This window comes from Microcoleus sp. B4-C2 (genome assembly GCF_036705265.1).
Lineage (GTDB): Bacteria > Cyanobacteriota > Cyanobacteriia > Cyanobacteriales > Microcoleaceae > Microcoleus.
Genome location: NZ_JAUBUB010000199.1, coordinates 1 through 1,860, shown reverse-complemented (window position 1 = coordinate 1,860; position 1,860 = coordinate 1). Strand labels below are relative to the sequence as shown.

The window sequence follows — 1,860 nt, the reverse complement described above, 5'->3', positions numbered from 1 at the left end:
AAAAAGGACGGGCGGGACGCCCATCCCACAATAATAATTAAAATTATAAGTTATTTAATTAGCAATCATTAGGGAGTACCGCGCTCCAAAGAGTAAATGTAGGGTGAAGACGGACTACAGAGAACCCGATAGCGACTGTTTAAACTGCATCACAACGGATTTCGATGATAAATCCATCAGGATCGTAAAAGTAAATGCCGCGTCCTGTAGCGCGAGTAACGGGGCCGCTATCGATCGCAATTTGATTTGACTTTAGCACTTCCAGAGCGCGATCGAACAAATCCGGAGCAATATCGAAGGCTAAGTGGTTGGCGCGGGTAAAAGCTTTCTCCGGGTCTGGGTTTGGCGGTTCTAAGTCTGGCTGCCAAAATAAGTCAATAACAGTACCGTCTGGGGTGACAAAATTAGCGACTTTACCAGCGGCTACCATTTCTGTTAAAGTTGCGGGAATTTCGGCGCCTGTTAGTTCGTGCAGGCCGAGAATTGTACCGTAGAAGTGGCGGGAAGCTGTCATATCGCGCACGTTTAAAGCGATATGGTGAACGCGGCGCAAATTCCCCGGCGCGAGGGCAATTTTGACGTTGTTTTCGGTAGTTTGCATGATTGTCATCAATTGCGAATGTTCAAATTGAAAGGAGTTTGATTTATTCAGATGGTCTGCTGTAAAATAAGCATTTTAAGTTGGTAGTCAGGACTTAATCGGGGCCTCGAAACCGGGTTTTTTACCTTTGGTGCGGTCTACAACGTGTCTTTTCGTAAAAAAACCCGGTTTCTCAACAATTGTGAGTAAGTCCTAGTATTGTTATTTTTCTTTAGGAAATGATGCCATGCCTACAAATAGCATGGCCAGACCACCTGCCAGAATTGCGAAGGCAAGTACACCTACAACTAAATCTAATTTCGATGTATTTTCCATTAAATTAAACAGTTCTCCAATTAAATACAATCATCGGTATTTGTTCATGGTTTAGTGCTTGCACACAAGGGGGAAAAGCAGAAGGAAAAAAATAGCTTTCAACTTATTGGAAAAAAAGCCTATTAATTTCTTCCCTCTTCCCTAAACATCCATCCGTTAAATCAGTTAAATCCTGTACACTGCTTAGTTGCCGAACTTCTTATTTCGCCAATTCTCGATCGATGGCAGCGATCAGTTCGGGCGAATCGGGGCCAACACTACTGCGGAATCTGGCAACCACTTCACCCTGTTTGCTAACTAAGAATTTCTCAAAATTCCAGGAAACCTCACCCTTGGGCTCGACTGCACTCGTAAGCTTAGCGTACAGCGGGTGCTGCTGAGTGCCTTTAGCGCGTACTTTGTCAAATAATTCAAAGGTGACGCCGTATTTTGTAGTACAGAAATTGACGATTTCTGGATTACTTCCGGGTTCTTGAGCTCCGAAGTCGTTACAGGGAAATCCTAAAACACGGAGTCCAGCCGCGCTGTACTTTTGGCTCAATTCTTCGAGCCCTTTGTATTGAGGTGTATAGCCACATTTGGAAGCTACATTAACTATCAAGAGTACCTTGCCAGCGTACTCTCCTAGCTGCTTGTCTTCGCCTGCGATCGTTTTTACTTTAATGTCGGAGATTGTGCTGGGCATTTTCAAATACTTTTAAATTTGACCACCACAATTTTACCGCAAGTCGCTACAATTTTGTCTAGAGGTCGATCGCTAAAAATTTCAATATCCCGGTAGGGGCGGGTTTACGGATCTCGCGCTTATATTATATAAATTGGTGAACCCGCCCCTACCAAAATTACGGTTAATTTACCGAACCCGATCTTAGGAATGAGAATTAAATAACTTCCACTCTTGAAAGTGGGATGGGCGTCCCGCCCGTCCTTTTTGGACGGGCGGG

The 1,860-nt window shown here is 44.2% G+C and carries 2 protein-coding genes; both read right to left on the bottom strand.

Going from position 1 to position 1,860, the window contains the following annotated elements:
* Window positions 1-139: 139 nt before the first annotated feature.
* A complete protein-coding gene (locus QUB20_RS28345) occupies window positions 140-601 on the bottom strand; it encodes a VOC family protein (protein WP_333251508.1) in 462 nt (153 codons plus the stop codon).
* 514 nt (window positions 602-1,115) lie between these two features.
* Complete coding sequence (locus QUB20_RS28340) at window positions 1,116-1,601, bottom strand: glutathione peroxidase (RefSeq protein ID WP_333251511.1); 486 nt, start codon at window positions 1,599-1,601, stop codon at window positions 1,116-1,118.
* Between the last annotated feature and the right edge of the window lie 259 nt (window positions 1,602-1,860).